General features: G+C 69.6%; 26 protein-coding genes. 11 read left to right on the top strand and 15 right to left on the bottom strand.

All coding sequences use genetic code 11. The annotated features are described in order from the left end of the window. Window positions 1–235: 235 nt before the first annotated feature. The gene (locus tag ACFYRX_RS14700) at window positions 236–1,804 is read left to right on the top strand and encodes a protein kinase (RefSeq protein ID WP_389099456.1); all 1,569 of its coding nucleotides are present in this window, start codon (window positions 236–238) and stop codon (window positions 1,802–1,804) included. Window positions 1,805–1,901: 97 nt separating this feature from the next. On the opposite strand, the gene ACFYRX_RS14695 is transcribed toward ACFYRX_RS14700, so the two are convergent. The 3 genes from ACFYRX_RS14695 to ACFYRX_RS14685 form a co-directional block, all read right to left on the bottom strand. Beyond that, the gene (locus ACFYRX_RS14695; protein WP_389099454.1) at window positions 1,902–2,915 is read right to left on the bottom strand and encodes a phosphotransferase; all 1,014 of its coding nucleotides are present in this window, start codon (window positions 2,913–2,915) and stop codon (window positions 1,902–1,904) included. Window positions 2,916–3,037: 122 nt separating this feature from the next. Next, a complete protein-coding gene (locus tag ACFYRX_RS14690) occupies window positions 3,038–3,484 on the bottom strand; it encodes a pyridoxamine 5'-phosphate oxidase family protein (protein ID WP_389099452.1) in 447 nt (148 codons plus the stop codon). Window positions 3,485–3,524: 40 nt separating this feature from the next. After that, window positions 3,525–4,199 carry a response regulator gene (locus tag ACFYRX_RS14685; protein ID WP_389099450.1) on the bottom strand — a complete coding sequence of 225 codons (675 nt, stop codon included), beginning with the start codon at window positions 4,197–4,199 and terminating at the stop codon, window positions 3,525–3,527. A 353-nt stretch (window positions 4,200–4,552) separates the two neighbouring features. Here ACFYRX_RS14685 and pdhA point away from each other — a divergent pair, with 353 nt between their 5' ends. The 3 genes from pdhA to ACFYRX_RS14670 are packed head-to-tail and all read left to right on the top strand — an operon-like array spanning window position 4,553 to window position 8,146. Beyond that, a complete protein-coding gene (gene pdhA, locus ACFYRX_RS14680; RefSeq protein WP_389099448.1) occupies window positions 4,553–5,701 on the top strand; it encodes a pyruvate dehydrogenase (acetyl-transferring) E1 component subunit alpha in 1,149 nt (382 codons plus the stop codon). Window positions 5,702–5,703: 2 nt separating this feature from the next. Continuing rightward, window positions 5,704–6,699 carry an alpha-ketoacid dehydrogenase subunit beta gene (locus tag ACFYRX_RS14675; protein ID WP_389099446.1) on the top strand — a complete coding sequence of 332 codons (996 nt, stop codon included), beginning with the start codon at window positions 5,704–5,706 and terminating at the stop codon, window positions 6,697–6,699. A 10-nt stretch (window positions 6,700–6,709) separates the two neighbouring features. Continuing rightward, window positions 6,710–8,146: a dihydrolipoamide acetyltransferase family protein gene (locus ACFYRX_RS14670; protein ID WP_389099444.1), complete on the top strand. Its 1,437-nt coding sequence runs from the start codon at window positions 6,710–6,712 to the stop codon at window positions 8,144–8,146. An 84-nt stretch (window positions 8,147–8,230) separates the two neighbouring features. Here ACFYRX_RS14670 and ACFYRX_RS14665 read toward each other — a convergent pair whose 3' ends face one another. Further along, the gene (locus ACFYRX_RS14665) at window positions 8,231–9,208 is read right to left on the bottom strand and encodes a Bro-N domain-containing protein (protein WP_389099442.1); all 978 of its coding nucleotides are present in this window, start codon (window positions 9,206–9,208) and stop codon (window positions 8,231–8,233) included. Between the two features lie 162 nt (window positions 9,209–9,370). Continuing rightward, complete coding sequence (locus ACFYRX_RS14660; RefSeq protein ID WP_389099440.1) at window positions 9,371–10,270, bottom strand: D-alanyl-D-alanine carboxypeptidase family protein; 900 nt, start codon at window positions 10,268–10,270, stop codon at window positions 9,371–9,373. Between the two features lie 209 nt (window positions 10,271–10,479). Between ACFYRX_RS14660 and ACFYRX_RS14655 the strand changes: the two genes are divergently transcribed. Beyond that, complete coding sequence (locus tag ACFYRX_RS14655) at window positions 10,480–11,130, top strand: GntR family transcriptional regulator (RefSeq protein WP_389099438.1); 651 nt, start codon at window positions 10,480–10,482, stop codon at window positions 11,128–11,130. Next, on the top strand, window positions 11,127–12,422 hold the full coding sequence (locus ACFYRX_RS14650; RefSeq protein ID WP_389099436.1) for a nitrate/nitrite transporter: 1,296 nt from the start codon (window positions 11,127–11,129) through the stop codon (window positions 12,420–12,422). The genes ACFYRX_RS14655 and ACFYRX_RS14650 overlap by 4 nt, the downstream gene beginning before the upstream one ends. A gap of 91 nt (window positions 12,423–12,513) precedes the next feature. Here the strand turns inward: ACFYRX_RS14650 and ACFYRX_RS14645 are convergent, their stop codons facing one another. After that, window positions 12,514–13,338, bottom strand: a complete 825-nt coding sequence (locus tag ACFYRX_RS14645) for a maleylpyruvate isomerase family mycothiol-dependent enzyme (RefSeq protein WP_389099434.1) — start codon at window positions 13,336–13,338, stop codon at window positions 12,514–12,516. A gap of 181 nt (window positions 13,339–13,519) precedes the next feature. Here ACFYRX_RS14645 and ACFYRX_RS14640 point away from each other — a divergent pair, with 181 nt between their 5' ends. Then, window positions 13,520–14,293, top strand: coding sequence for a carbon-nitrogen family hydrolase (locus tag ACFYRX_RS14640; RefSeq protein WP_389099432.1), 774 nt, complete (start codon window positions 13,520–13,522; stop codon window positions 14,291–14,293). Between the two features lie 18 nt (window positions 14,294–14,311). Here ACFYRX_RS14640 and ACFYRX_RS14635 read toward each other — a convergent pair whose 3' ends face one another. Then, complete coding sequence (locus ACFYRX_RS14635) at window positions 14,312–14,809, bottom strand: LURP-one-related/scramblase family protein (RefSeq protein WP_389099430.1); 498 nt, start codon at window positions 14,807–14,809, stop codon at window positions 14,312–14,314. Then, complete coding sequence (locus ACFYRX_RS14630; RefSeq protein WP_389099428.1) at window positions 14,806–15,813, bottom strand: GlxA family transcriptional regulator; 1,008 nt, start codon at window positions 15,811–15,813, stop codon at window positions 14,806–14,808. Before ACFYRX_RS14630 ends, ACFYRX_RS14635 begins: the two co-directional genes overlap by 4 nt. A 52-nt stretch (window positions 15,814–15,865) precedes the next feature. Here ACFYRX_RS14630 and ACFYRX_RS14625 point away from each other — a divergent pair, with 52 nt between their 5' ends. Next, window positions 15,866–16,261 carry a cupin domain-containing protein gene (locus tag ACFYRX_RS14625; RefSeq protein ID WP_389099426.1) on the top strand — a complete coding sequence of 132 codons (396 nt, stop codon included), beginning with the start codon at window positions 15,866–15,868 and terminating at the stop codon, window positions 16,259–16,261. Between the two features lie 33 nt (window positions 16,262–16,294). Here the strand turns inward: ACFYRX_RS14625 and ACFYRX_RS14620 are convergent, their stop codons facing one another. The 6 genes from ACFYRX_RS14620 to ACFYRX_RS14595 all read right to left on the bottom strand — a co-directional run bounded on the left by ACFYRX_RS14620 (window position 16,295) and on the right by ACFYRX_RS14595 (window position 22,335). Beyond that, entirely contained in the window at window positions 16,295–16,468 is a 174-nt protein-coding gene (locus ACFYRX_RS14620) for a hypothetical protein (RefSeq protein WP_389099424.1), read from the bottom strand. Between the two features lie 48 nt (window positions 16,469–16,516). Beyond that, window positions 16,517–17,557, bottom strand: a complete 1,041-nt coding sequence (locus ACFYRX_RS14615) for a glycosyltransferase (protein WP_389099998.1) — start codon at window positions 17,555–17,557, stop codon at window positions 16,517–16,519. A 261-nt stretch (window positions 17,558–17,818) separates the two neighbouring features. Then, window positions 17,819–18,067: a DUF6458 family protein gene (locus ACFYRX_RS14610; RefSeq protein WP_389099422.1), complete on the bottom strand. Its 249-nt coding sequence runs from the start codon at window positions 18,065–18,067 to the stop codon at window positions 17,819–17,821. 68 nt (window positions 18,068–18,135) lie between these two features. Continuing rightward, window positions 18,136–19,455 (bottom strand): M18 family aminopeptidase, encoded by a 1,320-nt coding sequence (locus tag ACFYRX_RS14605; RefSeq protein WP_389099420.1) that lies wholly within the window; start codon window positions 19,453–19,455, stop codon window positions 18,136–18,138. 87 nt (window positions 19,456–19,542) lie between these two features. Further along, window positions 19,543–21,369, bottom strand: coding sequence for an acyl-CoA dehydrogenase (locus ACFYRX_RS14600; RefSeq protein WP_389099418.1), 1,827 nt, complete (start codon window positions 21,367–21,369; stop codon window positions 19,543–19,545). A 126-nt stretch (window positions 21,370–21,495) separates the two neighbouring features. Next, entirely contained in the window at window positions 21,496–22,335 is an 840-nt protein-coding gene (locus ACFYRX_RS14595; RefSeq protein ID WP_389099416.1) for an intradiol ring-cleavage dioxygenase, read from the bottom strand. 120 nt (window positions 22,336–22,455) lie between these two features. Here ACFYRX_RS14595 and ACFYRX_RS14590 point away from each other — a divergent pair, with 120 nt between their 5' ends. Continuing rightward, a complete protein-coding gene (locus tag ACFYRX_RS14590) occupies window positions 22,456–22,932 on the top strand; it encodes an SseB family protein (RefSeq protein WP_389099414.1) in 477 nt (158 codons plus the stop codon). 54 nt (window positions 22,933–22,986) lie between these two features. Here the strand turns inward: ACFYRX_RS14590 and ACFYRX_RS14585 are convergent, their stop codons facing one another. Continuing rightward, a complete protein-coding gene (locus tag ACFYRX_RS14585) occupies window positions 22,987–23,724 on the bottom strand; it encodes a TetR/AcrR family transcriptional regulator C-terminal domain-containing protein (protein ID WP_389099412.1) in 738 nt (245 codons plus the stop codon). 145 nt (window positions 23,725–23,869) lie between these two features. Here ACFYRX_RS14585 and ACFYRX_RS14580 point away from each other — a divergent pair, with 145 nt between their 5' ends. Both ACFYRX_RS14580 and ACFYRX_RS14575 read left to right on the top strand, forming a co-directional pair. Continuing rightward, window positions 23,870–25,399, top strand: coding sequence for an MFS transporter (locus ACFYRX_RS14580; protein ID WP_389099410.1), 1,530 nt, complete (start codon window positions 23,870–23,872; stop codon window positions 25,397–25,399). Between the two features lie 120 nt (window positions 25,400–25,519). Beyond that, window positions 25,520–26,491 carry a pirin family protein gene (locus ACFYRX_RS14575; protein WP_389099408.1) on the top strand — a complete coding sequence of 324 codons (972 nt, stop codon included), beginning with the start codon at window positions 25,520–25,522 and terminating at the stop codon, window positions 26,489–26,491. Window positions 26,492–26,514 lie beyond the last annotated feature (23 nt).

Here is a 26,514-nt window from a genome sequence, read left to right as displayed (position 1 = left end):
CGGTGCCCGTTGCGTGACCGTGGGCGAAAGAAGGGTCGCGCGGGCGTTACAGGTGCTCCATCGCCGGTACACAGGATTTGCACGCCGAGACGTAGTACAGGTTTGATGACCGGTCCGTGCAGGGCCGGTCCCCGGGCTCATCCCGGACCGGCGGCTTGCGTGAAGGCTGTAGCGTGGCCGACGGAGACCGTAACAACACCGCGCGCACCGCGGGCAGAAACGACGGCGAGGACCGATGGCACAGCAGCAGCGCGCTCAGGGCCCGTCCGACCCCGAGGCGGCTGGCGGCGGAATGTCGGATGCGCCAGAGCTGTGGGGTAACGGCGGACTGGTCGGGGACGGCCGGTACCGGCTGACCCACAGACTCGGCCGGGGCGGTATGGCCGAGGTGTTCGCGGCCGAGGACGTACGGCTCGGCCGGACCGTGGCGGTCAAGCTGCTCCGCGCCGACCTCGCCGAGGACCCGACCTCCAAGGCCCGCTTCACGCGCGAGGCCCAGTCCGTGGCCGGCCTCAACCACCACGCGATCGTCGCCGTGTACGACTCCGGCGAGGACTTCGTGGGCGGCCTGTCGGTGCCGTACATCGTCATGGAGATCGTCGAGGGACGGACGATCCGGGACCTGCTGATCAACGCCGAGGCGCCCGGGCCCGAGCAGGCCCTGATCATCGTCTCGGGTGTGCTGGAGGCGCTCGCCTACTCGCACCAGCACGGCATCGTGCACCGCGACATCAAGCCGGCGAACGTGATCATCACGCACAACGGCGCGGTCAAGGTGATGGACTTCGGCATCGCCCGCGCCCTGCACGGCGCGTCGACGACGATGACGCAGACCGGCATGGTCATGGGAACTCCGCAGTACCTCTCCCCGGAGCAGGCGCTCGGCAAAGCCGTCGACCACCGCTCCGACCTGTACGCGACGGGCTGCCTCCTCTACGAACTCCTCGCGCTCAGGCCCCCGTTCACCGGCGAGACCCCGCTCTCGGTGGTCTACCAGCACGTCCAGGACATTCCGACGCCCCCGTCGGAGGTCTCGCAGGCCGTGCCGCCGGAGCTCGACGGCCTGGTCATGCGCTCGCTCGCCAAGGAGCCGGACGACCGCTTCCAGACGGCCGAGGAGATGCGCGGGCTCGTCCAGTACGGCTTGCAGATGCTGTACGACCAGGGTGGCCACACCGGCACCTGGAACACCGGCCCGGTGGCGGCGCACGACGGCCGGAACACGCCCTCCGCGGGCTTCGCGAGCACCAGCGTGCTGCCGCACCCCGGTGCCGCGTCCGGCACCACCCAGATCCCCCAGCCGATCCTGCCCTCCGGCTACGGCGGCGGGGACGACGGCGGCTTCGAGGGGCACGGCAACCGGGGCAGCGGCCGCGGCAAGCTGTGGATACTCGCCGTCTTCGCGGTGATCGCCATCGCGGCGGGCGTCGCGCTGGCGCTCCAGAACGGTGGCGGGGGCGGTGGCGGCACCGGGACCACCAAGTCGCCGACCACCTCGCAGACCACCGACGACCAGACGGCCAGCGAGACGCCGAGCGACGAGGCGACGGACGAGTCGACCGAGACGTCCACGGACAACAGCGGCAGCTCCGGCGGCTCGGGCTACACGCCGTCCTATACGCCGTCGTACACACAGTCGTACACGCCTTCTCCCACCGCGACGGAGCCGAGCGAGACGGCGCCCGAGCCGACGGACACGGCACCCGAGCCGACGGACACGGCGCCCGCGGATCCCACCGACACGGGCGATCCGACCGACGGCGGCGGCCTCGTGGCCGGCTCGGACGGCGGAGACGGCGTCTGATCCGCTGAGCCCTCCACGCGCGCGTGGGCCCGGAAACGGGTCTCACGCGCGCGTGCTGTTTCACGGTCGGTCCGGCCCACGAAGGTGCGCGATCGGTTCAGCCCACGAACGCGTCGCACACCGCGTCGTACTCCCGCGTCCACCACACCACCAGCGCCGAGGCCGCCGGGAACTGGGGGTCCGCGCGGGTGTCGCCGCGCTCGTAGTGCCAGCGCAGCATCCAGAAGTCGTTGAGGCGCTCCCACCACACGCGGTGCACGGCCGCCGCGAGCTCCGACGGACTGGCTCCCGCCGTACGCCGGTAGGCGCGCCCGTACGCCCGCACCTTCGGCAGATCGAGTGTCCCCGCGGGCCGTACGAAGAAGATCGCGGCGGCCCGTACGGCCTCCTCCGCGCGGGGCTTCATGCCGAGCCGGTCCCAGTCGACGATCGCGGCGGGCGCGTCGCCCCGGTAGAGCAGGTTGAAGGGGTGGAAGTCGCCGTGCACCCAGCCCACCGGGCCACCGAGCGGAGGGCGCCGGTCCACGTGTTGCTCGAGCAGTTCGCGTCGTTCCGTGAGCCTGTGCCGGGCCAGCTCGTCGAAGCTGTCGGCCGGCCGGTGCCGGCGCACGCGCGCGAGGAGGTCGTCGATGAGGGCGAAGGTGGTGACGGGGTCGGCGCCCGCGTCGGTGCCGACGGGGCAGGTACGCACGCGTGCGTGCGTCGGCATCACCCGCTCCAGACTCGCGTGCACCACCCCCAGCAGGGCCCCCAGCCGTTCGCACTGACCGGTGGTGAGCTGGGCGCCGTGACGGTGGCCGCCGTCGACCCAGGGATGGAGGGCGTAGGCGTGGCCGCCGACGACCGCGACCGTACGGCCGTCGCGGCCGGGGAGCGCCGGGGCCACCGGGACGCCGAGATCGGCCAGGCGCCGGGTGGCCCGGTGCTGGCGGACGATGGCCTCCGGGGCGGCCGTCTCGGGGTCGAAGTGGTGCTTGAGGAAGTAGCGGCCGCGGGTCGTGCGCAGCCGGTAGCCGCGGTTGAGGAGGCCCTGTTCGACGGGGTCGCAGGCGAGGGCGGATCCGGCCGAGTACTGGCGGAGGAGGGCGCTCAGCGGGGGCGCGTGAGGCATCAGGGGTGGTACAGAAGAGCGCGGCACGCGCCAGATGCTAGGGCACGAGCCGATGCTGTGAGCTGGGCGTTGTCACAGCAAGTCATGGACGATCACTGGTGGTCGCTGTCAGTCTCCTTCGGTCATGTGCGGTGCCCGAAAAGGCTTTCCCGGCCGCTGTCCGTCAGGTGCACGGTCCCGAACCGCGGCCGCACGGACAGATAGACGGGCTCGTACGGCTCCCCGTCGACGAGGCGCGGAGCGGCCCCGAAGCGGTCGATCTCGGCGGCGCTGGGTTCGTACGCCGCGCACTCGCCCACAACCTGCGCCGACCACAGGTCCTCCCCCGGCCGGGCGCAGCCCAGGTTGTCCGAGCCGTACGCCACCACGCTGCCCGCGCACGCCCGGTGGTGGCCGACGCTCCTGGGCATCCGGAGCAGGACCCGGCCGTCCGCCACGATGTGACGGGCGAAGGCGAGGAAAGGCAGGGCGCGCACGCTGGTCGCGACCCGGCCGTGATCCGTACGGGCGAGCAGCCGGACGGCGAACTGTTCGGCACAGGGCGTGGCAGAGGACGTGGCAGAGGACATACCGGAACTGTGCGCGACAAGAAGGGCGAGCAACAGGGACCTAGGTCCTTGAAACGTCCTGGCGCCGCTCGACCTGCATACGCGCCACGTACGCGGCCGCCTGGGAGCGTCTTTGCATGCCGAGTTTGGACAGCAGACTCGACACATAGTTCTTGATCGTCTTCTCGGCGAGGTGCAGCCGCTCACCGATCTGCCGGTTGGTGAGACCCTCGCCGACGAGATCGAGGATCCTGCGCTCCCGGTCGGTGAGGTGCGCGAGCCTGTCGTCCTGCTTGGCGCCGCCGTCGCGCAGCCGCTCCAGCACGCGCGCGGTGGCCACCGGATCCAGCAGGGACCGGCCCGCGGCCACACCCCGGACGGCGGCCAGCAGTTCGGCGCCACGGATGGCCTTGAGGGCGTATCCGGACGCGCCGGCCATGATCGCGTCGAAGAGGGCCTCGTCGTCGGCGAAGGAGGTCAGCATCAGGCACTTCACGGAGTCGTCACGCGAGCGGATCTCCCGGCACACCTCGACCCCGCTGCCGTCGGGGAGTCGTACGTCCAGCACCACCACGTCGGGCCGGGTGGCCGGAATCCGCACCAGCGCGTCGGCCGCCGTACCCGCCTCGCCGACCACCTCGATGTCACCCTCGACCGAGAGGAGTTCGTGGACACCCCGCCGGACCACCTCATGGTCGTCGACAAGAAATACCCTGATTTTTCGGATTTCGCGCACTCGGTAAGTCAAACACGGAAAGTCTTCCGGTGACCTGGGTAGACGGGATAACGTGCCGTTGCTCCGGCCTCCTGCAAGGCTGTGACCAGCGCTGCTACGACCCTTTCCCGATTTACTTGGAAATCCAAGCAAAATCGCAGGTCAAAGGGGGTTTCACAGAAATGTGGGGCACTGGGTAACGTGATTCTTGCAGGGCGCTCGCCGGGGCACCTGTCACGCCTGTTCCGGCCGAGCGGCACCCACCCCGTGCACGGGAGTCGGAAACAGGTGAGCCGCTTCCCCAGGCTCTGAACGAGCTGGGGGGATCCCCAGCTCCCGGCAACCCCGAGGGCCGGACCGACGGAGGAGCACACGTGACCGTGGAGAGCACTGCCGCGCGCAAGCCGCGACGCAGCGCCGGGACGAGGAAGTCCCCGAGCACCAAGCCCGAACTGGTTCAGCTGCTGACGCCCGAGGGCAAGCGCGTCAAGAACGCCACGTACGACAAGTACGTCGCCGGTATCACCCCCGACGAGCTCCGCGGCCTCTACCGCGACATGGTGCTCACCCGCCGCTTCGACGCCGAGGCCACCTCCCTGCAGCGCCAGGGCGAGCTGGGTCTGTGGGCCTCGCTGCTCGGCCAGGAGGCCGCCCAGATCGGCTCCGGCAGGGCCCTGCGCGACGACGACTACGTCTTCCCGACCTACCGCGAGCACGGCGTGGCCTGGTGCCGCGGGGTCGACCCGACCAACCTGCTCGGCATGTTCCGCGGCGTGAACAACGGCGGCTGGGACCCGAACGGCAACAACTTCCACCTCTACACGATCGTCATCGGCTCCCAGACGCTGCACGCCACCGGCTACGCGATGGGCATCGCCAAGGACGGCGCCGACTCCGCGGTCATCGCCTACTTCGGCGACGGGGCCTCCAGCCAGGGCGACGTGGCGGAATCGTTCACCTTCTCCGCGGTCTACAACGCCCCGGTGGTGTTCTTCTGCCAGAACAACCAGTGGGCGATCTCCGAGCCGACCGAGAAGCAGACCCGCGTCCCGCTCTACCAGCGCGCGCAGGGCTTCGGCTTCCCCGGCGTACGGGTCGACGGCAACGACGTGCTCGCGTCGCTGGCCGTCACGAAGTGGGCCCTGGAGCGCGCCCGGAACGGCGAGGGCCCGACGCTCGTCGAGGCGTACACCTACCGGATGGGCGCCCACACCACCTCCGACGACCCGAGCAAGTACCGGGCCGACGAGGAGCGCGAGGCGTGGGAGGCGAAGGACCCGATCCTGCGCCTTCGCCGGTACCTGGAGGCCTCAAACCACGCGGACGAGGGATTTTTCGCGGAACTGGAGACCGAGTCCGAGGCGTTGGGCAAGCGAGTGCGTGAGGCGGTCCGTGCCATGCCGGACCCGGACCGTTTCGCCATGTTCGAGCATGCCTACGCGGACGGACACGCGCTCGTGGACGAGGAGCGGGCCGAGTTCGCCGCCTACCAGGCGTCGTTCGCGGATGGGGAAGGGGCCTGATCATGTCGGCGGAAACTGTGACATTCAAAAACATCGCCCTGGCCAAGGCGATCAACGAGTCGCTCAGGCGCGCCCTGGACACCGACCCCAAGGTCCTGGTCATGGGCGAGGACGTCGGCAAGCTCGGCGGCGTCTTCCGCGTCACCGACGGCCTCCAGAAGGACTTCGGCGAGGACCGGGTCATCGACACCCCGCTCGCCGAGTCCGGGATCGTCGGCACCGCGATCGGCCTCGCCCTGCGCGGCTACCGCCCGGTGGTCGAGATCCAGTTCGACGGCTTCGTGTTCCCGGCCTACGACCAGATCGTCACCCAGCTCGCGAAGATGCACGCGCGCTCGCTGGGCAAGGTCAAGATGCCCGTCGTGGTGCGCATCCCCTACGGCGGCGGCATCGGCGCGGTCGAGCATCACTCGGAGTCCCCGGAGGCGCTGTTCGCGCACGTGGCGGGGCTGAAGGTGGTCTCGCCGTCCAACTCCTTCGACGCGTACTGGATGATGCAGCAGGCCATCCAGAGCGACGACCCGGTGATCTTCTTCGAGCCCAAGCGGCGGTACTGGGACAAGGGCGATGTCAACACCGAGGCGATCCCCGGTCCGCTGCACAAGGCCCAGGTGGTCCGCGAGGGCACCGACCTGACACTCGTCGCCTACGGGCCGATGGTGAAGCTGTGCAAGGAGGTCGCCGACGCGGCCGCCGAGGAGGGCAGGTCGCTGGAGGTGCTGGATCTGCGGTCGGTCTCACCGCTGGACTTCGACGCGATCCAGACCTCGGTGGAGAAGACCCGGCGCCTGGTCGTGGTCCACGAGGCCCCGGTGTTCTTCGGTTCGGGCGCGGAGATCGCGGCCCGGATCACCGAGCGCTGCTTCTACCACCTGGAGGCCCCGGTGCTCAGGGTCGGCGGCTACCACGCCCCCTATCCGCCGGCCCGCCTGGAGGAGGAGTACCTGCCGGGCCTGGACCGGGTGCTCGACGCCGTCGACCGTGCCCTGGCGTACTGAGGAGAGGGTCGTGACGACGATGACGGAAGCGTCCGTGCGCGAGTTCAAGATGCCCGACGTGGGCGAGGGGCTCACCGAGGCAGAGATCCTCAAGTGGTACGTCAAGGCCGGGGACACGGTGACGGACGGCCAGGTGGTGTGCGAAGTGGAGACGGCCAAGGCGGCCGTCGAACTGCCCATCCCCTACGACGGGGTGGTGCGCGAGCTGCGCTTCCCCGAGGGCACCACCGTCGACGTGGGCACGTCGATCATCGCGGTGGACGTGTCGGGAGGCACCGCGGCGGCGCCACCGGTAGCGGAGCAGCCGGCCGAGGCCGCGGCTCCCGTGACCCCCGCCGCCCCGGAGGCTCCCGGGGTTCCGCAGAAGCGGCAGCCGGTCCTGGTCGGTTACGGCGTGGCCACCTCCTCGACCAAGCGCCGGCCCCGCAAGGGCCCCGACGTCCCGGTCCAGCAGGCGTCGGTGGCGATCCAGACCGAGCTGAACGGCCATGGGGCGGCCCCCGTGGTGGAGTCCCGCCCGCTCGCCAAGCCCCCGGTGCGCAAGCTCGCCAAGGATCTGGGCGTCGACCTCACCACGGTGGTCCCGACCGGCCCGGACGGCATCATCACGCGCGAGGACGTACACGCGGCGGCCCCTGCCGAAGCGCCGGCATCCGTATCCGCACCTGCATCCGCACCGGTGACGCAGGCCCCGGCTCCGGTCACGGCCCCCGTGCCGGCGGCCCCTGCCGCGTCGTACGACGCCGTCCGTGAAACCCGCGTCCCCGTCAAGGGAGTCCGCAAGGCCACGGCGCTGGCGATGGTCGGCTCCGCGTTCACCGCCCCGCATGTCACGGAGTTCGTGACAGTGGACGTGACGCGGACGATGAAACTGGTCGAGGAGCTCAAGCAGGACAAGGAGTTCGCCGGGCTGCGCGTGAACCCCCTGCTGCTGATCGCCAGGGCACTCCTCGTCGCGATCAAACGCCACCCGGACATCAACGCGTCCTGGGACGAGGCGAACCAGGAGATCGTCCTCAAGCACTACGTCAACCTGGGCATCGCGGCGGCCACTCCGCGTGGCCTGATCGTCCCGAACATCAAGGACGCCGACGCGAAGACGCTGCCGCAACTGGCCGAGGCACTGGGCGAGCTGGTGGCGACGGCGAAGGACGGCCGCACCTCCCCCGGCGCGATGCAGGGCGGCACGGTCACCATCACCAACGTCGGCGTCTTCGGCGTCGACACCGGCACCCCGATCCTCCCGCCCGGCGAGTCCGCGATCCTCGCCGTCGGCGCGATCAGGCTCCAGCCGTGGGTCCACAAGGGCAAGGTCAAGGCCCGCCAGGTCACCACACTGGCGCTGAGCTTCGATCACCGTCTCGTGGACGGGGAGTTGGGCTCCAAGGTCCTGGCCGACGTGGCGGCGATCCTGGAACAGCCGAAGAAACTCATCACCTGGGCGTGACCTGTCCGGCCCGGACAGGTTGTTCAACGGTGAAGGGACGGCCGCAACTTCGGATTGCGGCCGCCCCTTCAGTCGTTCACGGGATCAGCGCTGATGGAGCACGTACACCGGGGCCCCGTCCTCCGTGGGCCCTTGAGCACGGATGCAGGCGTGCTTGCGCAGGAGCCGCAGGCATTCGTTGACGCGGCGCACGGACAGTCCGGTCCGGGCCGCGATCACTTCGAGCGGCTGCCGCAGCTCACCCTCCTCGACGAGCACCGGCGCGATGACGACGGCCACGGTCCAGACGTCCTCCGTCACCGACAACCGCCGCCGCCAGTCGGCCAGCACGGACTCGGTGGTCGGCTCGGCGGACAATTCGGCGGCGGATACCGGGCGTTCGAGAGTAAGGGCGTCGAACCGGTCCGCGATGCGTTCCATTGCCAGGGCGATGGCTTGCTGCGTGACGAGGGTGGCGCGCTGCATGTCGAGCATTTCCCGCTGCGTATCCAGGATCGCTTCTTGCAGCGCGATCGACTTGTGCTGTGCGGCGGCGAGTTGTTCGTCCGCGTGAAGGTTGCGCTCCTCAAGCCGGACGATGGCCTCGGCGACCTGCTCCGGCATGGCGTAGGCGATGGGAGCGCCTGGTTCGGACGGCTGTACCTCGGCTTCTTCGAGGGTGTAGGAACCCTCTCGCTGGACGGTTTCGATCACCTCGGCGGCCCACTGTTTGAAGGGCAGACAGGCGGGCTTCGTACAGGCGTTGACCAAAAGGATCAGACCCTGGAGATCGATGAGATTCAGGTCTCGGCGCCACTCCCTACCTGCAGGAACGCTGAGACCGTAAGCTCCAGTTACGGTCTCGAGAATCTCTCGGTGGTCGTCGGGGACATGGTCGGCGAGAGCCTGCCGAGAGTTGGTGTGCCCCAATCGCTTGCACACATCCACCGCCGGGAACCAATGCGCCCCGTCCGGCATGGTCAGCCTCCGTACCCGGGCTCCCGTAGCCGCGTAGACGAAGTCGCCGACGTCGATAGCCTCATGCCTTTTGCCCGCCTCGGGCCGCTTACTGGGTTCGATCATGTGAACCACCTCCGCTGCGGAACTTAGGGCGAAGGAAATCGAATATGCCAACCAGTCGAGTGATGTTCACTATTGCGAGGGAAGTTCTCTTGTTCCCCTTGCGTCAGGCATGACGAAAGGGGCCCATCGCCCACAGGCGACGGACCCCTTTCGTGACCGGCGTCAGCTGATCTTCGCGTAGCCGTACGTGATGAGCTTCTTCACGTCGGCCGTGCGGTTGGCCGCGTCGGGGGCCGTCATGACGGCGCCCATGACGGACTCGCCGTTCTTCGTGGCGGCGAAGACGAGGCAGTACTTGGACTGGGTGCCCGAACCGGTCTTGATGCCGAGCGTGCCGTTCCAGCCGAGCAGGGTGTTGGTGTTCGCCCAGGCGGCCATGGTGCGGGTGCTGCCGGTCTTCGTGACCGTCTTCGCCGTGTACGACTTGGTCTTGACGACGGACTTGAAGGTCGAGTTCTTCATCACGTTGCGGGCGAGCAGCGTGAGGTCCTTCGGCGTCGAGGCGTTCGCGCCGTTGCTGTTGCCGTCGAACGAGTCGAACTTGGTGTTCGTCATGCCGAGGCTCTTCGCCGTCGTGTTCATCTTCGCGATGAACGACTTCGTGCGCGCGGAGACCGTCGAGCCGGTACCGAACTTGTCGGCGAGGGCCATCGCGGCGTCGCAGCCGGACGGCAGCATCATCCCGTAGAGCAGCTGACGGACGGTGACCTTGTCGCCGACGATCAGGTGGGCGGAGGAGGCGCCCTTGGCGACGATGTAGTCGCTGTACGCCTTCTTGATGGTGATCTTGGTGTCGAGATTCAGGTTCGACTGCGACAGGACGACCTTCGCGGTCATGATCTTCGTGGTGGAAGCGGTGAGCCGCTTCGTGTTGGGCGCCTTGCTGAAGAGCGTCGCGCCGGTCGCGCTGTTCATCAGGAATCCGCCCTTGGCGGTGATGGTGGGCGTCGTCAGCGCCTGCGCGGGTGCCGCGGTGAGGGCTCCGGTGGCGAGCACTGCGCCGGTCGTCAGGGCGACGGCTGCGGCTCTGCGGGTCCGGAAGCCCTTGGTGGCGGTAATCAACTTAAATACCCCGAATACGTCGAATGACCCTGTGGTGCGGCCGAGTTGGTGGGGAAAAAGCTGAGGCCGCACATGTCTGACTCGTAGATAGCACGGAAGGTTGTGCGCCAGTTGGGGCGGGTGTGGATTTCCGCGCCCGGGGTGACCGCCGGGGGTCCGCATGCTGGACGGGTCCTATCTTGCGTACGCGTTGTATCTAAGCTGTCGGCATGAGCCTGGCCGTGAAACAGCCCCCCGCCGCCGACCGCGTATACGCCCACGTCAAGCACGGCGTTCTGGACCGCCTCTACGAGGGCGGGACCCTGCTCACCGAGGGCGAGCTCGCCGTGGCCGTGGGAGTGTCCCGGACCCCGGTCCGCGAGGCACTGCTCCGCCTGGAGGTCGAGGGGCTGATCAAGCTTTACCCGAAAAAGGGGGCGCTGGTCCTGCCCGTCTCCGCCCAGGAGATCGCGGACGTGGTGGAGACGCGGCAGCTCGTCGAGGAACACGCCGCGCGCAAGGCCGTACCGGCGTCCCCGCGGCTCATCGCCCGCCTCGAGGAACTGCTCGCCCAGCAGAAGGAGCAGGCCGCCGCCGGGGATCTGGCGGGCGCCGCCGTCACCGACCGCTGCTTCCACGCGGAGATCGTCCGCAGCGGCGGCAACGAGATCCTGAACCGGCTCTACGACCAGCTCCGCGACCGCCAGCTCAGGATGGGCGTCGCCGTGATGCACGCCCACCCGGACCGCATCACCAAGACCCTCGCCGAGCACGAGCAGATCCTTCACGCCCTGCGCTCCGGCGACGCGGAGGCGGTCGTAGGCCTGATCCACAGCCATGTCGAGTGGTTCTCCCACCTCGCCCGGGGTGAAGTCCGATGAGCCACACGAGGCTCCCCGGCGACCCTCCGGGCGGCCGACGCGCCATGGCCGTGTGGGGCATCGGCGTCTCCGTGTACTTCGTCGCCGTCATCTTCCGTACGTCCCTCGGGGTCGCCGGCCTCGACGCGGCCGACCGCTTCCATGTGAACGCCTCGGCCCTGTCGACCTTCTCGATCCTCCAGCTCCTCGTGTACGCCGGCATGCAGATACCCGTCGGCCTGCTGGTCGACCGGCTCGGCACCAAGAAGGTGCTGACGCTCGGCGTGGTGCTGTTCACGGCGGGACAGCTCGGCTTCGCGTTCTCACCGTCGTACGGCACCGCCCTCGCCTCGCGCGCCCTCCTCGGCTGCGGCGACGCGATGACCTTCATCAGCGTGCTGCGGCTCGGCACCCGCTGGTTCCCGGCGCGGCGCGGGCCGATGGTCGCGCAGCTCGCCGGGCTCGCCGGCATGGCGGGCAACCTGGTCTCCACCCTGGTCCTGGCCCGGCTGCTGCACGGCGTCGGCTGGACGGCCGCGTTCGCGGGCAGCTCGCTCGCCGGTGTCGTGGTGCTGGTCCTGCTGCTCCTCTTCCTCAAGGACCATCCCGAGGGCCACGAGCCGGAGCCGTTCCCGCACCGGGGCGCGGCCTATGTACGGCGGCAGATCACCGCGTCCTGGCGGGAGCCGGGCACCCGGCTCGGGCTGTGGGTGCACTTCACGACCCAGTTCCCGGCGATGGTGTTCCTGCTGCTGTGGGGCCTGCCGTTCCTCGTCGAGGCGCAGGGGCTGTCCCGCGCGACGGCGGGCGAACTCCTCACGCTGGTCGTGCTCTCCAACATGGTCGTCGGTCTCGTCTACGGCCAGGTCGTCGCCCGGCACCACGGGGCGCGGCTGCCGCTCGCGCTCGGGACGGTGGGGGCGACGGCGCTGCTGTGGGCGGTCACGCTGGCCTACCCCGGTGACCACGCGCCGATGTGGCTGTTGATCGTGCTGTGCGCGGTGCTCGGCTCGTGCGGGCCGGCCTCGATGCTCGGCTTCGACTTCGCGCGACCGGCGAATCCGCCGGAACGGCAGGGCACCGCCTCCGGCATCACGAACATGGGCGGGTTCGTCGCCTCGATGACCACGCTGTTCGCCGTAGGTGTGCTCCTCGACGCCACCGACGGGAACTACAGCGTCGCCTTCTCGTCCGTCTTCGTGCTCCAGGCGCTGGGCGTCAGCCAGATCCTGCGGCTGCGGAAGCGGGCGGCACGGCGGGAGCGGGAGCGGCTGGTGGCCAGCCGGGTGGAGACGGTGCACGTACCCGCGTAGGCGCACGCCGACGGAGCCGGGTGGTCTCGCTCGCGGGGTGCCGCTGTGCCCACCCGTGCCGCCCCGGCGGCACGACTGCCCGCAGCCGCGCCTACCGCGTCACCGCGAAGTTCCTGAGGATCGCCGAGGTCAGTTCCGGGGCGCCCTCCGCCTTCACCCGGTCCGCCACCGCCTCCAGGCTCACGCGGCCGCAGGCCAGACGGACGTACGTCTCCCAGTCGAGGGTGAGGGTGGCGGCCGGGCCCAGGGCGGGCGCGGTCTCCAGGGTGCCGCGGCCCTGGATGTCGACCCTTATCGTGCGCAGGAACTCGATGGGTCCGTGGACGTCGAGGACGATGGCCGAACTGCGGGGCGCCTCGGCCTTGGTGGCCACTATGTCGGGGAGCGCCGCGAGAAGGACGTCACGGGCGATGTGGGCGCCGGGGGAGTCGAGGTTGCCGGGCCGGCCGAGGGCGGTCCGCAGGTCCTGTTCGTGCACCCACACGTCGAAGGCGTGCCGGCGCATCGACTCTTCGAGCGTGAGTTCGGTGCTGAGCGGGCCGCGGACCTTGGTGCCCGGGTCGCGCGACTCGTTGCGCAGCTGGCGGTTGCGGCGGATGATCACGTACTCGAGCTCGGACGTCATCTCCGGAGCTGTGTGGTGGCGGCGGACGTCGACCTGCATCTCCGTGTACCGCTGGTGCTCGTTGGTGACGTGGTACAGGTCGCGGGGCAGCGAGTGGATGGGGCGCGGGTCTCCCAGCATCTCGGTGTCCAGGCCGATGACATGAGACACCACATCCCGGACCGACCAGCCGGGGCACGGCGTACGACGGTTCCACTCTCCCTCCACGAGAGGGTTCACCAGCTCGGATATCGCTTCGATGGAGTGGGTCCAGGCGTCGGCGTAGGGCTGGAGGGTGGGATGCAGACTCACGGAACGGGACCCCTCGGCGGTCGGAGCACGGGCTGGTGATGGCGTCGTTGCCAGTGGAGGTGGTGGCTGTCGGCGGGTGTCTTGAAACGCTAAGTTACGCTGCTGTGAGGCACCCCGGCAGTGCTTTCGTGTGACGATCGTAGGCCCGTGTGAACGGCTCGAATGCCAGGACGGTGGTAGTGTGCGCGCCTCTCTGATCCAGATCGCCGTGGATGAGGGCGAATCGGTCGATTCGCGTCGGGGTCGAGTGGCCTCGCTGGTACGGGATCAGGCAGGTGCCGATCTCGTCGTGCTGCCGGAGCTGTGGACCACCGGGGCGTTCGCCTTCGAGGAGTTCGGGCGCGAGGCCGAGCCGCTGGAAGGCTCGACGTACGAGGCGATGTCGAAGGCGGCGAGTGACGCGGGCGTGTGGCTGCACGCGGGCTCGATCCCCGAGCGGTCCCCCGACGGCACTCTCTACAACACCTCCCTCTTCTTCTCCCCCTCGGGCGAACTGGCCGCCACCTACCGCAAGATCCACCGCTTCGGCTTCGACAAGGGCGAGGCCGTGCTGATGGGCCGGGGCGAGGACCTGGTGACGGTCCGGCTTCCCGGGACGACCGTGGGCGTCGCCACCTGTTACGACCTCCGTTTCCCCGAACTCTTCCGCGGTCTCGTCGACGCGGGCGCCGAGACCCTGGTGATCCCCGCGGGCTGGCCGGAGCGCCGCAGGGCGCACTGGACGCTGCTGGCCCAGGCGCGGGCGGTCGAGAACCAGGCGTTCGTGCTTGCCTGTGGAACGGCCGGGACGCACGCCGGAGTTCCACAGGCCGGTCACTCGATCGTGGTGGATCCGTGGGGCGAGGTACTGGCGGAGGCGGGCGCGGGCGAGGAGGTCCTCACCGTGGAGATCGACCTCGCGAAGGTGGCCGCGACCCGGGAACAGTTCCCAGCCCTGAAGGACCGGGTGCTCTGACACCGCACCCTGGGGCGGTCAGTCGTCCTCCCGCTCCTTCTCGGCGAGGTGGATCACGCACACCGCCACCGCGATGAGCAGCGCCGGATCCGCGTCTTCGCGGACGATGTCGACGCCGTAGGTCTCGCGGACGTGCAGCCACCGCCGTGAGACCACCGCGAGCAGCTCACCGTCGTACTCCACGGCGAACTCCCGGTCGAGGATCTTGCCGCTGACGTCGAGTTCGGTGCTGCCGTCGGCGAGGGCGACCCGGTAGTGGTTGCGCAGCAGCGACAGGCGTTTGCGCCTGATCGTCGCCAGCGGCTCGCCGTCCCGTTCGATCAGCATGGTGTCGCGCAGGGCGAACATCTTCTGGCGGATGTCGATCAGGACCCGCCCGCGGGTGTCCTTCAGCTCGAAGGTGTCCCGCAACCTCATGGCCTTGCCGTCGACCAGGAACACCTTGTTGCCCTGGTCGTCCTCGATCCAGTAGTCGTCACCGAAGCCGAGGAGCCGGTCGCGTACGAGAAATCTCATGCTCTCAGCGCTTCCCCGGCGCCCGGCCCGAAACGCCGCCGGTAGGCCGACGGGCTGAGTCCCGTCCCCCTTCGCACACGCGCGCGAAGGTTGGCGGCGGTGCCCAGACCGCTCCTGGCCGCCACCACGTCGAGGCGCTCCTCGCCGCGCTCGATGAGCCGGCACGCCAGCGCCACGCGCTCCCCCGTCAGCCACGCCAGCGGGGTCGTGCCGAGCTGGGCCTGGAAGCGGCGGTGCAGGGTCGCGGGGGAGACGGCCGCGCGGGCCGCCAGATCGGCCACGGTCAGCGGTTCCCCGAGCCGCTCCTGGGCCCACGCGAGCAGCGGGCCCAGCGACTCGTCCCGTACGTCGGGCACGGGCCGCTCCACGAACTGCCGTTGCCCGCCGTCCCGGTGCGCGGCGAAGACGAGCCGTCGTGACACGGCGTTGGCGACCTCGGCGCCATGGTCCTGCCGGACGACGTACAGGCCGAGGTCGAGCGCGGCCGCGCTGCCCGCCGCCGTCAGGACGTCCCCCTCGTCCACGAACAGCACGTCGGGTTCCAGCCGCACGCGCGGGTGCAGCTCGCGGAAGGCGTCGGCCCACATCCAGTGGGTGGTGGCCAGTCGGCCGTCCAGCAACCCGGCCTCGGCGAGCGCGAAGCTTCCGGTGCACAGGCTGATCACCCGGGCGCCACGCGCGTGCGTGCGGCGGATCGCCTCCCGTACGGCGGCCCCGCGCGGTACGACGTTGTCCGGCCGTCCGGGCACGACGAGGGTGTCGACGCCGTCCACGGCCTCCAGTCCGGGCACCCCGGTCAGCGTGAAGAAGCCGTGGTTCATCCGCACCTCGGGGACCGGCGTGCACAGCGTCACCTCGTACAACGGCCCCGGCAGGCCCAGTTCGGGGCGCGGCAGCCCGAACATCTCGGTGGCGACGCCCACTTCGAAGGGGTTGGTGCCCTCGTCGACGATCACCGCGACCCGGTGCGGACGGTGCTGCGTCTGAGAGGATCCTTGCGGCATGTGCGATTCCTAGCACTCGCGCGCCATCTGGGCCACCCCGCACGATGACGACATGACCGACGAACCCGTCTCGCTGCCCGCCGCCCTGGCCTCCTTCACCGAGCGGTGGAGCCCCCGCATCGTCACGGCCGTCAACGACTACGACGTCCGCGTCACCCACGTCGAGGGCGAACACCTCTGGCACGTCCATGACGACACCGACGAGTTCTTCCTGGTCCTGGAGGGCGAGCTGCACATCTCACTGCGGGAGCCGGCCGGCGAGCGCACGGTCGTCCTGCCCCGGCTCTCCGTCTTCACGGTCCCGCGAGGCGTCGAGCACAAGCCGTACGCGCCCGTCCCGACGGACATCCTGCTCCTCGAACCCGCCGGCACCTCCACGGTCGGCGACCGCCACGACGAGGTCCCGTCCCATGTGGACGTGACGACGGGCCACGCGCTGCACCGGTGACCCCGCCCGTGATCAGACCGTCCTCGTGGACGGTCAGCGACCCGTCACCGTCCGCCTGCGCGGGGCGAGCTTGAACAGGGCGACTCCCGCCGCCACCAACGTGGTGGCCGTCACCACCATCGCCATGCTGTTGAGCCACAGCCCCGTCGCGGCCAGCGTGGCACCGCCGGCCCCGGTGGTGCCGACTCCGATCACTCTTCCGTACATCGCGCTTCTCCTGTGTGGGTTTCCATTGGGGTTACGTGGCCACTGGGGTCACGTGGCCACCCACTTCTCCTCGCTGCGGCGCAACAGGCCCCACAGCGAGGAGAAGTAGACGGCGTGCTGAAAAAGGTCGTAGAGCATCTCGGGCACCATGAGCGCCGCCACCACGACGGCCCGCCACCCGGCCCGCCGCACGGACACGGTCTTCTCCACGACGAAGACCAGCCCGATCCCCGTCCAGAAGGGCGAGAAGCCGGGCCAGCCGTACAGGGTGGTGTACGTGACCATGTAGGTCAGGTAGACCAGGAAGGACAGCGCGCCGAACCCCATGAGGAACTGCTGCACGAAGTAGCGGGCGGTGACGCGGGTCCACCCGTAGTCGCGCAGGTTCTCCAGGGCCCCGCGCTGCCACCGCAGCCGCTGGTGCCACAGCTTGCCCAGGGTGGGCATGACCTCGGTGGTGACCGCGCAGCCGGCCGGGGACATGGCCCGGTAACCGAGGGTCTTGACCGCCTTGGTCATCTCGTCGTCCTCGGTGAGCGAGGCGAGACTGTAGTAACTGTGCCCGCCACCGAGCACTCCGTCACGGCGGGCGGCGCGCACCTCGCGCAGGACGCGGGCCCGGAACATGGTGCCGGTGCCGGTGAGCACCTGGGCCTTGCCGCCGGTGCGCTCCAGCTCCCAGGCGTAGCGGTGGAACTCCATGCGCTGCAGCAGGCCGAGCAGACCTCCGCCATCCTCGCCGTAGAAGACTCCGCCGACGGCGCCGACCTTGCGGTTGAAGGTCCCGATCGCCGTCTCGCTGAACGACGGGGCCAGCACGGTGTCGGCGTCCTGCACCAACAGCAGGTCACGGTCCTCGAGATGGGGGAGCACCCAGGCGATGGCCTGGTTGAGGGCGCCCGCCTTCTTGTGCGTGTTGCCCTGGGTGGCGAAGACCTGCGCGCCGTGCCCGGCCGCGATCTCGGCGGTGGCGTCGGTGCAGTTGTCGGCGACCACGACGATCAGGTCGGGGCGACGGGTCTGGCGCCACAGGCCCTGGATCGCGTCGGCGATGCGGTCCTGTTCGTTGTGGGCCGGGATCAGCACCACCAGGCGCTGCGGGCCGTCGAGTCCGTCGGGTGCGGCATGGGCGCGGCGCGCCGCGTGCCGATGCGGGCGCGTCGAGGCCGGACCGGGTGCCGTGACGGTCGTCGTGGAGTGGAGCACGGGGAGCCCCCGGGTGCGCTGGTGGTTCGCGCCCGGCACTGCTGACCCCCCGGGCTCTCAAGGATCCCGAGTCTTCACGATTTACACACAACACCACAAGTCAACCCTGATCACGGATTGCTCACGGTTGTCCGTGAATTCGACTTACATGCCGTATCCGTCGGAGTATCCGTCCCGGCGCCCGCGCTCCTCCTGGATGACCGTCGGAGTCGCGGGCGGTACCACCACGCGCCGCCGCCGGGCGATGCTGCTGAACGTCGTCACGCCGATCAGTCCCACGATCATGAGGATCACACCGACCAGGTCGAGGTTGACCCCCTGCATGTGCCAGTCGGTGGCGAACGTGAGGATTGCTCCCACGGCGATGAGGATGATGCACCCGCCGAGGCCCATGAGTGTCGCCTCCCTGTCCGGTCCGGTCGTTCCGGTCCGACCTCGCGGGTACCCCCACTTTCCGCGAACTACCCCTCCAGGAACGCCACCAGAGCGTTCGCCAGCAGATGCGGGTCGTCCACGCCGCACAATTCCCGGACGCTGTGCATCGAAAGGATCGCCACACCGATGTCGACGGTCTTGATGCCGTGCCGGGCCGCGGTGATCGGGCCGATGGTCGTGCCGCAGGGCATGGAGTTGTTGGAGACGAAGGTCTGGAAGGGCACGCCGGCCTTCTCGCAGGCGGCGGCCCACACGGCCCGGCCCGAACCGTCCGTGGCGTAGCGGTTGTTGACGTTGACCTTGAGGATCGGCCCGCCGTTGACGCGCGGGTGGTGGGTCGGGTCGTGCCGTTCCGCGTAGTTGGGGTGCACGGCGTGCCCGGTGTCGGAGGACAGACACACCGTCCCCGCGAAGGCCCGCGCCCGGTCCTCGTACGACCCGCCCCGCGCGAACACCGAGCGCTCCAGGACCCCGCCGAGCAGCGGCCCGTCCGCGCCGGTGTCCGACTGCGAACCGTTCTCCTCGTGGTCGAAGGCGGCGAGGACCGGGATGTACGGCAGCTCCGGGCGGGTGGACACCGCGGTCAGCGCGGCCACGCCCGCGTGCACGGACAGCAGGTTGTCCATCCGCGGTCCGGCCACCAGCTCCTTGTCCCGGCCGAGGTGGGAGGGCGCCTCCACGGAGTGCGTCATCAGGTCCCAGCCGGTCACCTCGCCCGCGCCGAGCCCCGACTCCTCCTCCAGGAACGCGATCAGGTCGCCGTCGCGCACATCGTCCCCGAGACCCCAGATGGGCTGCAGATGCCGCTGCTTGTCGAGCTTGAGCCCCTCGGAGGACACCGCGCGGTCCAGGTGGATGGCGAGCTGGGGCACCCTCAGCAGCGGCCGGTCCACGTTCACCAGCCGCGTCGAACCGTCCCGCAGGGTCAGACGGCCCGCCAGGCCCAGGTCACGGTCGAGCCAGGAGTTCATCAGCGGTCCGCCGTAGATCTCCACGGCGACCTGGCGCCAGCCGTGCCCGCCGGCGTCGGGCAGCGGCTTGACCCGCAGGTTGGGCGAGTCGGTGTGGGCGCCGACGATCCGGTACGGCGTGTGGGGCGCCGCACCCTCGGGGACGTACCAGGCGATGATCGCGCCGCCGCGCAGCACGTACTTGCCGCCGCTTCCCGCGGCGGAACCCGTCGCCGTGTCCGCGTCCCAGGCGTCCGTCTCCGAGACCTGGCGGAAGCCGGCCTTCTCCAGCCGCTCGGCGGCGTTCGCCACCGCGTGGTACGGCGTGGGGCTCGCCGCCAGGAAGGTCATGAGGTCGTCGGTGTGGCCGCGGTCGAGGCGGTGGGGTGCGCTCATGGGGTTCACCTTAACGACGTACGAGAGCCCGCTCCCGGGATGGGGAGCGGGCTCTCGCGAGGACGTGTGCAGCTGTACAGATGTGTCCTAGAACGCGGCCTCGTCCAGTTCCATCACGTCCAGGTCGACGCCCTCGGCGATCTTGCGGGCCAGGGTCACGCCGGGCAGGACGTCGGCCGCGAAGAACTTCGCCGCCGCGATCTTGCCGGTGTAGAAGGGCCTGTCCTTCGCGGAGGCCGTCTCCAGCTTCTCGGCGGCGATCGCCGCGCCCTTGAGGAGCAGGTAGCCGACGACGACGTCACCGGAGGCCATCAGCAGGCGGGTGGTGTTGAGGCCCACCTTGTACATGTTCTTGACGTCCTGCTCGGTGGCCGCGAGGTCGGTCAGCATGATGCCGACGATGGCCTCCAGCTCCACGGCCGCCTTCGCCAGGTGCTCACGGGCGCCCGCGAGGTCCTCGCCGCCGGTGCCCAGCGCCAGGAACTTCTTGATGTCCTCGGCGAGGGAGTTGAGGGCCGCGCCCTGGTTGCGGACGATCTTCCGGAAGAAGAAGTCCTGGCCCTGGATCGCGGTGGTGCCCTCGTACAGGGTGTCGATCTTCGCGTCCCGGATGTACTGCTCGATCGGGTACTCCTGGAGGAACCCGGAGCCGCCGAAGGTCTGGAGCGACTGGGCGAGCTGCTCGTAGCCCTTCTCGGAGCCGTAGCCCTTGACGATCGGCAGGAGCAGGTCGTTCAGCGCGTGCTCGGTCTTCGCGTCCTCGCCCGCGGCCTCCTTGACGGCGATCGCGTCCTGGATCGAGGCCGTGTAGAGGACGAGGGCGCGCATGCCCTCCGCGTACGCCTTCTGCGTGATGAGCGCGCGGCGCACGTCGGGGTGGTGGGTGATGGTGACCTTGGGCGCGGCCTTGTCCATGAAGCTCGCCAGGTCGGGGCCCTGGACGCGCTCCTTGGCGTACTCGAGGGCGTTGAGGTAGCCCGTCGACAGCGTGGAGATCGCCTTCGTGCCGACCATCATCCGGGCCATCTCGATGATGCGGAACATCTGGCGGATGCCGTCGTGCTTGTCGCCGATCAGCCAGCCCTTGGCGGGGTGCTGGTCGCCGAAGGTCATCTCGCAGGTGTTGGACGCCTTGAGGCCCATCTTGTGCTCGACGTTGGTCGCGTAGACGCCGTTGCGCTCGCCCAGCTCGCCGGTCTCGAAGTCGAACAGGTACTTCGGGACGAGGAAGAGGGACAGCCCCTTGGTGCCCGGACCGGCACCCTCGGGCCGCGCGAGCACGTAGTGGAGGATGTTCTCCTCCATGTCGTGCTCACCGGACGTGATGAAGCGCTTGACGCCCTCGATGTGCCAGGAGCCGTCCTCCTGCTGGGTCGCCTTCGTACGGCCGGCGCCGACGTCGGAGCCCGCGTCGGGCTCGGTGAGCACCATGGTCGAGCCCCAGGTCCGCTCCACCGCGATCTTCGCGATGTGCTTCTGGACGTCGTTGCCCTCGTCGAAGAGGATCCCGGCGAACGCCGGGCCGGAGGAGTACATCCACACGGCCGGGTTCGAGCCGAGGACCATCTCCGCGTACGACCAGATCAGGGACGGCGGAGCCGTCGTGCCGCCGATCTCCTCGGGCAGGCCGAGCCGCCAGTACTCGGAGTCCATGAAGGCCTTGTAGCTCTTCTTGAAGGACGCCGGGACCGGCGCGGTGTTCGTCTCCGGGTCGAAGACCGGCGGGTTGCGGTCGGCGTCCGTGAAGGACTCCGCCAGCTCGTTCTCCGAGAGGCGGACCAGCTCCTCCAGGATGCTCTTCGCGGTCTCGACGTCCATCTCCGCGAAGGGGCCCGTGCCGTACAGCTTGTCGCGCCCGAGCACCTCGAAGAGGTTGAACTCGATGTCGCGGAGATTCGACTTGTAGTGCCCCATGGCTCCGGCTCCGTTGAGATCGGCGAGGCACTTGGTTCCTCGCACCAGTTCACATACCAACAAGTAGCTACGATGATGCTACCCGTCGGTAATAAGTCGCAACCCGATCCCGCCATCTGTGACGGTTCACACCGCGATGGTCAACGTGGCGCTGTACCCCTCCCGGACACTCCCCCGCACCGTCGCGAGCTGCTGGTCGTGGCCGTCGCGGAAGACCATGTCCGTGTCCAGGGAGAGCCGGCCCAGGTTGTCCACGCTCCCCTCGTACCCCTGCGTGGCGTACACCGTCTCGCAGACGTCCTTCGGCAGGGCGAGCTGCGAGGTGTTCGTGATCGCGGTGGCTCCCGTCGCGTCCCGGAGGCTGCCGTAGACCTCGAAGTGGATGTGCGGCCAGCGGCCGGGGTAACAGCCCGGGAAGACACTGGTGAACGTCACCTGCCCCCGCTCGTCGGTCTCCTGGACGCCGCGCAGGTAGTTCTCGTCGGTGACACCCTCGGTGTAGAGGGAGTAGCCGCCCTCGCGGTCGCAGTGCCAGACATAGACGGCGGCGCCCTTCCGCGGGGTCCCGCAGCCGGATTCGGCGTCCACGACCGTGAGCGTGAAGGTCAGGGGCACGCCCTCGGCGGTGCCGCCCGCGGAGTCGCCGAAGCTCCGGGTGATGTCACCGCGGACCACCCCGCTCTCCTTCAGCACGTTCACGCCGTTCGAACCGTCACCGGGATAGGGGCCGGCGGTCTCGTCGGGGATGGTGGCGCACTCGGCGGGGCTCGCGTCGCCTGTCGACGACGAGGGTGTGCTCGCGGCCGTCGGAGAAGAGGAGCTGTCGGTGGTACACCCCGCCAGGGGCACCAGGGCGGCCCCCGCTCCCGCCATGAGCCGGATCATCCGCCGGCGGGCGAGAACGGGAAGGTCGTAGGCGAGGCCTCTGTCGTGCTCGTGGACCTCTTCGTCGTCATGTCGGCGCATGAAACGACGCTACGAGCCCGCGCCGCCCGAAAACCAGAACGGCCGCTGTCAGGTGCCTGTCGGTTTCTCAGGTATCCACAGCCGCCCACCCGCCACCCGCCTCTCGGTACGCTTACGCCCATGTACGGCTACGACCAGAATGGCGGCGCCCAGCAGCAGTACGGCGTCCCGCCGCAGCAGCCCATGGCCGGCGGTGCGGGCGGGTACGGCCAGCAGCCGCCGCTGTACCCCGAGCCGTCCCCGCCCTCCCTCGCGGACGCGGTGCGCGCCTTCACCACCGGCCAGCTGGCCGCCGAGGACTTCCAGCAGGTCTTCGCCACGTCCAAGGTGTACTGCCCGCGCGGCGACAACCCCGGATTCCTCGCCCTGCACAACACCCAGCAGCCGGTGATCCCCATGTTCACCACGCTCAAGGAACTGCGCCGGTACGCGGGCAAGGAGTCCAAGTACTTCGTCATCACCGGCGCCGAGGTCCTCGACCTGCTGCCGACCGGCTACGGCTTCGTCCTCGACATGGAGGGCGAGCACCGGATCGTGTTCGACGCGAAGGCCGTGGAACAGATGGTGGAGTTCGCGATGCGGCGGATGTACGGGTAGCGCTTCGCGGGGTGAGGGTGCCGGTGCGCTCTCCCAGGGGTCCAGGGGGCGCGTTCAGGGAGCCTGGGTCGTCAGGCGCAGTGACAGGCCGTCCAGGACGACGCCCAGCGCTGCCGTGAACTTCGCGTCCCTCAGGGCGGCCGGGTCGGTCGTGGCGGCTTCCTCCGTCTCGGCGTAACCCTGGGCCAGGTGGCTGTGGGGGGCCGTGGCCTGCTGGACCGCGGGCAGGAGGCGGGCGATGAGAGCCGACTCGGAGTCGCCGGACCGGGCGACCGTGGTGAGCCAGGCGGCCTCCGTGGTGCTCATGCCGATCACGTACGACAGCACCGCGTCGATCGCCGTGCCGGGATCCGGGAATCCGGCCGCCGTGAACAGGGCCGCCAGCCGCTCCGAGTACGACATGAGGTTGGGTCCGAGATAGGCGAGGCCCGCCTGGCCGAGGACCGGGGGCAGCCACGGATGCCGTAGCGCGGTCGTCCGGAAGGAGCGGGTCGCCTCCGTGACGGCCGCGCGCCAGTCCGAGCCGCCCGCCGACGGTACGTGCAGCTCCGCGGCGACCTCGTCCACCGCCAGCTCCATCAGCTCGTCCTTCGTGGCCACGTGCCGGTAGAGGGAGGCAGCGCCCGCGTTCAGCCGGGTGGCCAGCTTGCGCATGCTCAGCGCCTCGACACCCTCCGCGTCCAGCATGACGATCGCCTCGCGCACGATCGCGGTGCGGCTGAGCGCCGGCTGGTCGGACGCCCGTGCGGGGCGGGCCCAGACGGAGGGGATGGGGCTCGGGTTCGTCGTCATCGGTACTCCTTCTGGCGCCGGTCCGACCTTCGGCGTACGTCGTTCGCGTTGAGCGTACATGAATAGGGTATTGCGAACGGTGAATCCATATGCGTACAGTGTTCGCAACGAAGGAACGGTGTTCCGACCTTGGAGGGGAACTGTCATGGACGCCTTGGAAACCCGCGACCCACGCCGCTGGTGGATTCTGGTCGTGCTCTGCCTCAGCAGCCTGGTGCTGGTCGTCGACAGCATGGCGCTGACCGTCGCGGTGCCGGTCATGACCGAGGAGATCGGGGCGAGCGCCCAGGACACCCAGTGGATCCTGGACTCCTACATCCTGGTCTTCGCCGGCCTCCTGCTCACCTCCGGCAGCCTGGGCGACCGCTTCGGCCGCCGCAAGGTGATGCTGACCGGACTCCTGCTCTTCGGCGCGGCATCGCTGGCCGCGATCTGGTGCACCACTCCCGGCGAGCTGATAGCCGTCCGGGTCGCGATGGGGGTCGGCGGCGCACTGGTCATGCCGTCCACGCTCTCCATCCTCATCACCGTCTTCGACGAGGACGAACGCGGCAGGGCGATGGCGGCCTGGAGCTCGGTGGCGATGCTCGGCCTGGTGGCCAGCCCCGTCCTGGGCGGCGTCCTGATCGACCACTTCTCCTGGCAGTCGATCTTCCTTCTCAACGTGCCGGTCGTGGCCCTCGCGATCGCCGCCGGCCTGACACTGATGCCGGAGTCCAAGGCCCCCTGGCAGAAGGCCGACCCGCTGGGCGCGGTGCTGTCGGCGGCCGGGATGACCGCCCTGGTCTGGTGGATCATCGAGCTCCCGCAGCACGGCATGTGGACGGCGGCCCTGCCCCTCGCCCTGGTGTCCCTGACCGGCTTCGTGATCTGGGAGAACGTCACGAAGTCCCCCATGGTCCCGCTGGTCCTCTTCAAGCACCGCAACTTCAGCGGAGGTTCGGTCTCACTGGCCCTGGTCCAGATCGGCAACGGCGGTCTGCTGCTGGTCCTCACCCAGTACCTCCAGTTCGTGCTCGACTACTCGCCCGTCAAGGCGGGCCTGGCGTTCCTGCCGCTGGCGGTCACGGCCCTCATCGGCAACGGCGTCGGGGTCAAGCTCGCCGCGAAGTACGGCAACCGGTGGGTGATCCTCGCGGGCATGCTGGTGATGGTGGCCTGCTTCGCCCTGCTGACCACGGTCACGGCGGACTCCGGCTTCACCGTCCCGGCGGTGGCGCTCGGTCTGCTCGGCCTCGGCGCGGGTCTGGCGATGCCCGCCGCGGTGGCCGCGCTGATGGGTACCATCCCCGAGGACAAAGCCGGCGTCGGCTCGGCGCTCAACGACACCGTCCAGCAGGCCGGCACCGCGCTGGGCATCGCGATCCTGGGCTCGCTCCTGTCGAGCGGCTACGCGGACCGGATGCCCGAGGGGACACCCGAGCAGGCGAAGCACTCGATCGCCGGGGCGACCGCACTGCGGGACACCGGCCTGATGACGGCGGCCCGCGAGGCCTTCACGGCCTCCATGTCCACGACCTTCATGGTCAGCGCGATCGGTGTCCTCGCGGCGGCGCTGCTGGCGGCACTGGTGATGCGGGACGACCGGTCACAATCGGGAGCGGCCGCCGAGGCGACGGCGACGGAGGGGGCGACGGAGGGGGCGACCGATCGGGAACCGGAGCTCGCCGTCTGACCTCTTGAGCGGGTGCGGGGATTCGGGGAGGCCCGGAGGGAATGTCCTCCGGGCTTCTGCCGTTAGGGGTGGCAGAAAGTTCAATGCTCAACTAAACTCGAACCACGAGGAGGTACCGACATGCCTGCAGTGACTGTCGACAACCCGCTGACCCTGCCGCGCGTGGCCGCGACCGCGGACGCGGTGGCCCGTCCCGTCCTCGGCGTGACGACCGCGCCGAGTGGCTTCGAGGGGGAGGGCTTCCCGGTACGCCGGGCCTTCGCCGGGATCAACTACCGGCAGCTCGACCCGTTCATCATGATGGATCAGATGGGTGAGGTGGACTACGCTCCGGGCGAGCCGAAGGGGACCCCTTGGCATCCGCACCGCGGCTTCGAGACCGTCACGTACATCATCGACGGGATCTTCGACCACCAGGACAGCCAGGGTGGCGGGGGGACCATCACCAACGGCGACACCCAGTGGATGACGGCCGGCTCGGGCCTTCTCCACATCGAGGCCCCGCCGGAGTCGCTCGTCATGTCCGGCGGTCTCTTCCACGGCCTCCAGCTGTGGGTGAACCTGCCGGCCAAGGACAAGATGATGGCGCCGCGGTACCAGGACATCCGGGGCGGCAACGTGCAACTCCTGTCGACCCCCGACGGCGGCGCGCTGCTCCGCGTCATCGCCGGTGAGCTGGACGGCCATGAGGGCCCCGGCATCACCCACACCCCGATCACCATGATCCACGCGACAGTGGCACCCGGCGCCGAGCTCACGCTCCCCTGGCGTGAGGACTTCAACGGCCTGGCGTACGTGATGGCGGGCCGCGGTTCGGTGGGCGCCGAGCGCCGACCGGTCCACCTGGGCCAGACGGCGGTCTTCGGGGCCGGCGGTTCCCTGACGGTCCGCGCGGACGAGAAGCAGGACTCGCACACGCCGGACCTGGAGGTCGTGCTCCTGGGCGGCCGACCGATCCGTGAACCGATGGCCCACTACGGCCCCTTCGTGATGAACACCCGCGAGGAGTTGCAGCAGGCGTTCGACGACTTCCAGAAGGGGCGCCTGGGGACGGTTCCGGCGGTGCACGGAATGACCGAGGGCGGGCTGTAAGTCCGGTACGGTACGACGCAGGC

Source organism: Streptomyces sp. NPDC005374 (assembly GCF_042872225.1).
Taxonomy (GTDB): Bacteria; Actinomycetota; Actinomycetes; order Streptomycetales; family Streptomycetaceae; genus Streptomyces.
Note: the sequence above shows the minus strand (reverse complement) of the source record. Positions and strands in the feature narration are given on the sequence as shown.